We start from the raw sequence: 9,307 nt of genomic DNA, 5'->3' as shown, positions 1-9,307 counted from the left end.
TCGTCTTTCTTTTTTCATATCAGCTAAGTTAAGTGAATTACGCTTAACTCACTGTCCAGTCAAATGTAGCAGGTCCAGCTTGTGTATAATAAAAAGACGCAACAGTCTTAATCCTTCTTTTGGTGGTATTTATTATCAACAAAAGTCCCGTAATCATTGCGTGAATTTCCGAGATGCTGCAAACCTAAAGTTACGGGAATGTAGCGTGCACTCATTTTGCTCACTTATTACTCTAATAGAAATCCTTCTTTTGGTGGAGTATGCTATCGGTGATGAAACATCAAAAACAAGTACCAAAAAAACATTGTCTTAATCCATTTTTTGGTGGAGTATGCTATCGCTGACATCAATCATGGCACAACAAGAGGTAACAATTGAGTCTTAACCCATCTTTTTTTGGAGTATACTATCGGTGTAGCCAACTTTGACCCAAATGAACATATTGTGACGGGTCTTAATCCTTCTTTTGATGGAGTATGATATACGGTGACTTGCCGGACGTACATAATAAAATGGGAGTATCACTGTCTTAATCCTTCTTTTGGCGGAGTATCCTATCGGTGAGTCCTGCACTTGTCTTCATGGAAGATATTGATGAGTCTTAATCCTTCTTTTAGTGGAGTATGCTATCGGTGTATGCCTAAAACTACCATCAAGCCGGTATTGCAGCAGTCTTAATCCTTCTTTTGGTGGAGTATGCTATCGGTGTTACGATGAATATACTAAGAAATGCCTGGAAGAAGGTCTTAATCCTTCTTTTGGTGGAGTATGCTATCGGTGTATATCTTTCCTTATCATCAAAACCGCCTTATTTCAGGTCTTAATCCTTCTTTTGGTGGAGTATGCTATCGGTGACGAATTTTAAAGATCAGTACTGATGAGGTCTAAAAGTCTTAATCCTTCTTTTGGTGGAGTATGCTATCGGTGTCGGAAAATGTTTAACCTAAATATAGGAATTATGAAGGTCTTAATCCTTCTTTTGGTGGAGTATGCTATCGGTGAAAACAATGACTACCATTAACACCGTAAGAGAAGCGTCTTAATCCTTCTTTTGGTGGAGTATGCTATCGGTGAATATTTAAAACGATGAAAAATTCTGAATTAATCAGTCTTAATCCTTCTTTTGGTGGAGTATGCTACCGGTGAAAAAGGGTTTGAAAATCTGGAAGATATATTCAAGTCTTAATCCTTCTTTTGGTGGAGTATGCTATCGGTGAAAAGAATCAGATTATAACGAAGCAAAGAAATATAGTCTTAATCCTTCTTTTGGTGGAGTATGCTATCGGTGTCAATCATGAAAAATCAAGTAATTAGCACAGTATTGTCTTAATCCTTCTTTTGGTGGAGTATGCTATCGGTGAAAAAATAAGTCAGTAATAAAAATTAAAAGTTAAAAGGTCTTAATCCTTCTTTTGGTGGAGTATGCTATCGGTGATAGAAGTGTTTGACAATGGCTCTTATCAGGTAATGTCTTAATCCTTCTTTTGGTGGAGTATGCTATCGGTGAAAGTTATGAAATTTGATTCAGATAACAGAGAGATTGTCTTAATCCTTCTTTTGGTGGAGTATGCTATCGGTGGTAAAAAAGATTGCGAATACACTAAAAGTGTAGAAGTCTTAATCCTTCTTTTGGTGGAGTATGCTATCGGTGCAATTATTAGAATAGTGATACGATAATCAGTCTAAAGGTCTTAATCCTTCTTTTGGTGGAGTATGCTATCGGTGGGTGGTAATGGAGTTGTCTATAAGGGTTCATTATTGTCTTAATCCTTCTTTTGGTGGAGTATGCTATCGGTGAAATATGAGCATTTACACTTAAAACCGATTAAAATGAGTCTTAATCCTTCTTTTGGTGGAGTATGCTATCGGTGAAATTGACAAAATATTATTGGAACTTGAAAATGAAGTCTTAATCCTTCTTTTGGTGGAGTATGCTATCGGTGAGTCAATAGTTGCGCCAAATAATTACATTTTTAATAAGGTCTTAATCCTTCTTTTGGTGGAGTATGCTATCGGTGTCATGAAAAATTATCAAATATTCTATACTGGATTGTCTTAATCCTTCTTTTGGTGGAGTATGCTATCGGTGTATTATGTACTTAGCAAATCAACAAAAAGACAAGTTGTCTTAATCCTTCTTTTGGTGGAGTATGCTATCGGTGGGTGGTAATGGAGTTGTCTATAAGGGTTCATTATTGTCTTAATCCTTCTTTTGGTGGAGTATGCTATCGGTGACTAGTCAGCATAGCACAACATGCAAAACTGGAAGGGTCTTAATCCTTCTTTTGGTGGAGTATGCTATCGGTGCAACAATAATTCATGTAGGAAACGAGCATCATATGTCTTAATCCTTCTTTTGGTGGAGTATGCTATCGGTGTTAGAAGCTATAGATCAACAAGAAAGATCATTTAAGTCTTAATCCTTCTTTTGGTGGAGTATGCTATCGGTGAGCGGTCATTTCTAACCCATTGGTTATCAATAGGTTTAGTTTTTTGTATTTCATATAGTGATATGGAATCATGTTTAAAGACAATAATAAAAGTACACCCTAACTAAAAAAAGAGCGTGTTACGCTGACCTAGCGTCAGCTCAAAGCTAATATTTCTACCGATCATTTTCATCTTTTGCAGTTCATTTTCTGAAATCGGTACCAGCAGTATACTGTCATCGTTTTCATACACCTCTTGCAGATCTTTTAAAGTCTGATGTAGTTCTCGGAACATAGGATAATCCATTTTTCCCAGAAATACCGATTTCTGAATGCGCTGACATCCTTTCTTGAGCAGATATTTGGCAACCTCTCGTCTGATTTTATTGTCTTCAATATCATACATGATAATACAGATCATTTCCTTTATTTTTTTCTTTTGTAGTATTTTTAAAAATTTCAGTATTTCATCAGAACTTTTGAGGTTGACTGGCTTAGTCTCCGAAATTTCTTCCCTTAGTCCTGCCTGCCTGATGCGACGGTAGGCTTCTTCTTTTTTGACATTGATAATTTTTTTTCTTGGCATAGTTAAGGTCTTTAGGCAGGCCCTGCGTTTTTGAAGCGCTGTGCCAGAGCCTGACAATCTAGTTCCAGATGTACATTACGACTTCGGCTTTTACCATTGATACCCACCACTTCCTCAAGGTAGTCGTTCATGGATTGAATAAGTATCCGCTTTCCTTCGCTGGCTAGCCAGTAATCACCTCGTTCATTAATGCTGAAAAATTCTTTTTCCATCACCAGTTGCAGGCAGAGGTTCACTACTACCTGTTCGGCCCATACTCGGTAGGGTTCAATGCAATCATAGACCATCACTGGCCGATTGTATTCATTGCGATGGAAAATGCCAAGATAAGGATCTATACCAGTCCTTATCAAAGCCCCTTCTACTTTAGCGTATAGCATGCCGTAGGCATAATTGAGCAGGCTGTTAAACATATCTTTAGCTGGATGCTGACTTCTTTTTTCAAAGCGATATTTCTCTGGAAGGAGTGAAGCCAGACATTTAAAGTAATATCGGGAAGCACTTCCTTCCAACCCTCGTATTGTATCACCAATTTTGGCTAGGATGTCAGCTTCTAATTCTTCCAACTTGGCTTTTATTTTTTCTAATTGAGAGATGCATTCTGTTTTGATCCGCTTTTGTTCATTATCTCCCGTAAGCAGTGTGCATACGAGAGCAGTTTGGTTATCCAATTTTCGGATAATGATTTCTTTCATCCAGGAGACTGCTTGCGGACTACGCCCGAAAAAGACCTGGTTTTTACGGATGTTGGCAATAGAGCCATAGCGTTGACTCCAAACGCGCCCTTGAGGATGACCATAGCTATTGACAAACAGTATATCTATTTCGTTTTCAATGGCCATCAGTATAGCATCTGAGCTTATTCTCGCTCCTTTGCTTAAACTTATCGTGCGTACCTGGTGCGTAGCGATTTGCTGCTTACCGTCTTTATGTAATACTACAAACATTTCGTCTTTCTTGACGAGTGAGGTGCCGAAAGTGTCTAATATCAGGTTCATAGTGATACTATTTTTGGATAAAACACCTCCCGGATTTTCGCGATCCGGGAGTGCATAAGACAAAGCGCTTCTGACAGCTAGCGGATAGCACACCGAAAATTTTCAGTACGTCAAAGAGCGTTTATAGGAACAGTCTGTACGTTATTCTTTAAGGAACAAGTCCTGAATATCCCGATTCATTTGTTCATAGATATTTACATCCGGTAAGTTTAGAAGATCAAAGATTTCCGGCAAAATATTGCTAAGGAATAAAGGGTTGCTTTGATTTATCATTTTAGGAGTAACGGACTGGTTCTTATGTGCCAGATAACACTTGTTCCTTAGTAAGTCAATTCCTTTTGAGGAGTTAGAAAAGAAAGAGTTTGTTTGTGACAATCGCTGAAATAATGGGATAATAGATTTATCTCCATCCCTTATTGATAATGCAATTAGAAATGGTAATCCATATTCATTCCTCATATTTGGATATGTATTCTTTAAGTCACTATTATTTTCATTGACCAATTTATCCCTATCTCTTTTCCTAGTTAGGTCAAATTCTCGGTATGTTTCTTTAGCCCAGCATTGTAATAACTCTTCACATAACCTATAATAAGTAGCTACACCAAGTGTATAGATTTCTAAGTGAAAATACAGTTGGCAAATGGAGGCTATTTCAAAGATATTGCTCTGAGAAGTTTTACTAAATACTTCAGAAAATATCTCAATATTTTCAGGTAATTTACTTTGAGCATAATGCTGCAACAGAACGTTTTTTCTAAGATGCTTGGGAGTATCAGCGTTTTGAAGCTGTTTTTTTACAAGTTCACGCTCAAAGTTTTTTCTGGCAGCAGCCATGGTTACGTAAAGCAATAATGCCTTGTCAACTCCTACCAAATTGTCTGCATCCCCTATGATCTTCGCCGCTGCGGCATATTCATATTTATTCGTAAAGTCACGGGCTGACTTTAGCAATGTATATTTTTGACCATACAACCTTTTCTTATCGTAAACCTGATCTTGCTGGTCTGAGTATGTTACTAGAAACTTATTCTCAGGTAAGTAATACCTTAACAGGTCTTTGATTACTGACTTCATTTGAGGAGTTCCTCCTGCTTCGTTATAGATTACCAGTGAATGTGAATATTCTGTGATCACTTCCTTAAGCACTTTGGCGACATATTTAACAATTTGTTCTTCGTCTGTCGGATTACTATTATATTCATAAATTGAAGTGTTCAACCCGTATTTTTCTTTGAACAAGCACTGCAATATTTTTCCTTCAAATATTGTATCCTGAAAATTAAAACTATTTTCTTGGTTTGTTACAAATAAAATTATTCCGTAAAGTTCGTCTTTCAGTCGCTCAATATGGTTAACCAGAATCTGCTCTTTGATAAACTTCTTTTCTGTTTCGTAAGCGTTCCAAATTACTTCAGAATCTTCTCTGAACGATTTGGTATGTAGATGATTATGCTCATTTGTACTGACAAGTGTACCGGTATATTTAATATTACGGTTTCCTATATTTGAGATCAATATCTTTTTCATCCTTCTACAAAGTCTATAAAATGAAGCGTCACTTTATTTTTCTTTTTTAATAGTTCTACCCTTGCCTTGACCAAGGCACCGACTTTGAACTTGCTATCAAAATTAGGCACCAGTTTACGTGCCTTTTTGCCTACCTGAAGTTCAGTCTGTCCTGAGTATTTACCAGGTTCAGGTGAGTATTTGGCCATTGCAAAGTTAGACTTGATGGTGTATATCTCCGCCTCTATCACATCATCAGATTTCAGATCACCCTCCAGGGGTTTAGGCATATTGGCTAGTTTTTCTTCCAGGGAACGTTGCTTGGCAGCAGTGGCTTCTTCCTCTGCTTTGCTGCGGTCTTCTTCCTCTTTTGCCAGTCTTATTCTTTCCTCTTCCGCTTTCTGCTTGTCTTTTTGCAGGCGGATTTGCTCTTCGTGTATTGTGTCTTCTTTCTCCTCAGCGATACGTGACATCTCTTTCAAATACTCTGTATCTGACATGATGCTCAACTTGATAAAACCCATAGGTAGGATATCAATCTGATCATTTTCAATCACCAATCCCAGCTTCCGGGATTTCACTTTGAAATTACCTTGTCTTCGGCGAGGTCCATTTTCCCAAACTCCTGTACGGGTAAAATCATCATGCTGCCAATCCCCGGTAATGCTGTGGTATCCGCTTCCTAGGCCAAGCCTAAGGATGCAGGTGTTATCGTTACTTGGGATTTGCTTCAGCAGACTTTTGAGATTTTCAACAATATCCGCAGTTCTGTCTCCTGCAAACCTCTCAAAAAAGCTTATTTCCTTTGCCAGGAATTCGCGGGTGTGTTCGTTGATGATTTGAAAAAAAGGAGCCAACCTACCCTGTTTGATAAACTCAGCAGTTTTTTTATTTGCTTGTTGCTTTATTGATAACTGCTTGTAAACACCGTCAGCCAGACTGACACGCAATAAGGACTTACTCCCTGGAGGAATTACTTCAAAGCTAGTAACAAATCCTGTTTCCCTAAATTTTTCATCGGTACGATTACCTCCATGTTTCCATCCAGCACTGAGGCTAGTTTGATATCCCTGTAAATTAAATGTTTTAGTATGGATAATCTCACTTTTATCAAAGTAGGCATCTGTAACGCGTAGCAGCCGCATCCAGTCTTCACCGATTCTACCAAAAACCTCTGTAGGATTGTCTCTACTGGTTTGTTTAAACTTTTTGAATAAAATACTCCTGAAGCCACCTTTGAGGGAACTTCCCGGCATATATATTTGCCCCTGCCCATCACGGATCATAGCTACTATTTCATTCTGCTCAGGAGCCTGCGAAAGGTCAAATTCTCTGATAGTTACTTCATTTAAGCGATTTTTATCTTTGAGCAGATAATTCCTGAAGTCGGCTAGCTTTCCACTTGCCATGAGGCTGCTTAGATTATTTATTTCCTGTTCATTTAGCCTCCCAAAGAGTTTGTCACGGTTGATAAGCCTAAATTTGCCTTTTTCATAAAAGAAGTCTAGGTCTTTTTGCCAGTTATTTTCTTTTCCTCCTCCAATGTGCAGGGGGGTTAGGACTTCAGCTTTCAGATAGTAATTGTGGCTCAGTTGATCAAGCATGGGCATTTACGTTTACCGGTATAAATAAACTTTTCCCACATCGCCAGATTGGATGTTGAGGTGGTTGGGTGGCCTCAGGCAGAGATTCTTTGTCCGGTGCCAGGTCCTGCGTACTACCCATGGCAGTTAATCCTGCTGAAGGTTTTCTAAAAACACTTCCCTCTTTAAACATATGTACTGTCTTCTTTCTCAGGTTCATATGCGGATAAGTAGTGATCCAGCCTCCTCTTTGCACTAGCTCATAGCGAGCATTTTCATCCTGTATCATTTCTTCCAGGCTACCCTTAGTTTCAGGACAATAAAGAGAAAGGTTAAGCATATGATTAGTATTTAAAGGAAGCTGTTCTTCAAGCTTAAAACCAGTATCTTCCTCCAACTTAAACAGTCCGTGGCCTACATGACGGTCGGTTCCTAATCCCTCATCCTGGAGTAGATTAAGAGCAGATCGTAAGCGTTTCCTAGCTTCTTCATTTTCATAAGAAACAATGGTAAATAGTCCGCTCCCTTTTTTAAAGTAAAGCCGCTCAACGTAATAAGGTATTGCGTCCTCACCCTCACTTCGGGCTACCTTCACTCTGGGATACACCTGTTTCTGCATAAAGCCAGCGTCAATGGATTTGCTGCTCAGGAATGATCCTTGCACATGCTTAGCGTATTGCGGCCCTACCGGCTCGTTCTTTAGGAATTTGAAGAAATAATCACTATCGTAAAACTGTACTTTTTTGTTAGCCTTACTCTCCGGTTTCTGCTCATCTTTAAGTCTCTGATCATTCAGAAAACCGTAAGGCTTAGGGAAGAAGTATACTGCCTGATTATCCAGAGTAGTGTAGGGGAATAGACTACTTAAGGTAAACCCCAAGTCTTTCCACTGGCCTTTCTGCGGTATCCATTCCTCTTTGCCAAGCATACTCCACGCCTGCATCACTGCCGAGTAAAGTGTATCCGAATGCAGCATGGCAGAAGAGGTAGCGTAATCCGCTCTTACACTTCCGATATGCAGTGGGGTGGAAAAAGCAAGCTTTAAAATTTCAATCTTTGGCATGTTTTAAAAGTTTTTCAGATTAGGGCACCAGGTAAGATGAAGCATCTTTAGTATTTTGCTTGATATCCTCAACACTGATTTGCCCGTATCCCCGTGAACCACTGCCCCCCAGATAATCATCCTGAAGAAGTTCAAGTCCTTTTTTAAAAGTGTTGAGCAGTTTTCCTTCTTCATCACCCTCAAAGATGTTGATGACAAAGTGTAGATCAAATTCAGCTCCGGCGGGTATTCTCTCCATTTGGCGGGGATGTTCGGCAGAACCTTTGATACGATTAATCACATTCTCCCACTTGATTTCGGAAAATGGCATATCTGTGAATTCTGATTCAGCCAGTTGCTTTCTGCTATTATCGGTTAGGTAAGCATCCCTAACGATGATCCGTGAAGGATTGCCATCCATACTTTCCTTTTTGTTTTCAGAAGCTCCGAAAAGCTGACATATCAGCGAGCCGGTTTGCTTCGCATTGGAATCAACATTTTCTCCTTTGGCCAGTTCCAGCAGGCAACGAATTTTCCCTTTAATGGAACTGCCCGGCAGGTAAGGCTCCAGGTTGTCTTTGCGGCGGACGATAGGGTTATCAATCCCCCCGATTTCTACATTCTCTTTGTTATCGCCTATACGTAAACCAGTAATAAGCTTGAGTCTGGCATCTATGAAGATCTTCTTGTTTAGTTTTCTCATTATTCACCTCCCTGGGCTTTGTGGTAGGCCACAATGGCTTCTACCAGGTTGACAAAATTTTTAAAGTGCTTTTTGTTGTTTTTTTCTACCCCGTCTATTGCTTTGGATATCTGATCCTCAAAGTCTGCGATCTTGGTCTGGCTTACCGCTTCATTTCTGAATGTTTTGAGGTCTCTTCCTTTGGCATAGGCCAGTTGTGGCTTCAGCATAAGCAGTCCTGAATGCGATCCCTGATTTCCCCGGATGCTTCCGCTCAGCATGTCAATTTGCAGGCGTTTCATCTGTCCAAAGAATTTTCTTAGCTGGGACGTAGATAGCTTGTTTAATCCATCTCTTCCCTCACCTTTAGCTAAGTGCGACCCGAATTCTGCTGCCCATTTGATGGCTTCATCCGGCAGGCCTTCTTCGGATTGTATCCAAACCCGGAATTGCTCTGTATTTTTTTGTTCGTACATAT

The 9,307-nt window shown here is 39.5% G+C and carries 7 protein-coding genes and 1 CRISPR repeat array; all 7 genes read right to left on the bottom strand.

What is annotated here, in order from left to right; translation table 11 throughout:
• Positions 1–306 precede the first annotated feature (306 nt).
• Positions 307–2,450: a CRISPR direct-repeat array (repeat unit 37 nt; unit sequence GTCTTAATCCTTCTTTTGGTGGAGTATGCTATCGGTG).
• A gap of 103 nt (positions 2,451–2,553) precedes the next feature.
• The 7 genes from cas2 to csm2 all read right to left on the bottom strand — a co-directional run bounded on the left by cas2 (position 2,554) and on the right by csm2 (position 9,305).
• Positions 2,554–3,015, bottom strand: a complete 462-nt coding sequence (gene cas2 / locus WJR50_RS31755) for a CRISPR-associated endonuclease Cas2 (RefSeq protein ID WP_341297366.1) — start codon at positions 3,013–3,015, stop codon at positions 2,554–2,556.
• Between the two features lie 11 nt (positions 3,016–3,026).
• A complete protein-coding gene (gene cas1 / locus WJR50_RS31750) occupies positions 3,027–4,013 on the bottom strand; it encodes a CRISPR-associated endonuclease Cas1 (RefSeq protein ID WP_341297365.1) in 987 nt (328 codons plus the stop codon).
• A gap of 141 nt (positions 4,014–4,154) precedes the next feature.
• Complete coding sequence (locus WJR50_RS31745) at positions 4,155–5,543, bottom strand: hypothetical protein (protein ID WP_341297364.1); 1,389 nt, start codon at positions 5,541–5,543, stop codon at positions 4,155–4,157.
• Positions 5,540–7,126, bottom strand: coding sequence for a type III-A CRISPR-associated RAMP protein Csm5 (gene csm5 / locus WJR50_RS31740; protein WP_341297363.1), 1,587 nt, complete (start codon positions 7,124–7,126; stop codon positions 5,540–5,542). Before csm5 ends, WJR50_RS31745 begins: the two co-directional genes overlap by 4 nt.
• Complete coding sequence (gene csm4, locus WJR50_RS31735) at positions 7,119–8,168, bottom strand: type III-A CRISPR-associated RAMP protein Csm4 (RefSeq protein WP_341297362.1); 1,050 nt, start codon at positions 8,166–8,168, stop codon at positions 7,119–7,121. Before csm4 ends, csm5 begins: the two co-directional genes overlap by 8 nt.
• A gap of 19 nt (positions 8,169–8,187) precedes the next feature.
• Positions 8,188–8,850 (bottom strand): type III-A CRISPR-associated RAMP protein Csm3, encoded by a 663-nt coding sequence (gene csm3, locus WJR50_RS31730; protein ID WP_341297361.1) that lies wholly within the window; start codon positions 8,848–8,850, stop codon positions 8,188–8,190.
• Positions 8,850–9,305: a type III-A CRISPR-associated protein Csm2 gene (gene csm2, locus WJR50_RS31725; RefSeq protein ID WP_341297360.1), complete on the bottom strand. Its 456-nt coding sequence runs from the start codon at positions 9,303–9,305 to the stop codon at positions 8,850–8,852. Before csm2 ends, csm3 begins: the two co-directional genes overlap by 1 nt.
• Between the last annotated feature and the right edge of the window lie 2 nt (positions 9,306–9,307).

Source organism: Catalinimonas locisalis (genome assembly GCF_038039535.1).
In the GTDB taxonomy this organism is placed as follows: domain Bacteria; phylum Bacteroidota; class Bacteroidia; order Cytophagales; family Cyclobacteriaceae; genus Catalinimonas.
The sequence above is the reverse complement of the archived record's forward strand: the minus strand, read 5'-3'. Positions and strand labels throughout refer to the sequence as shown.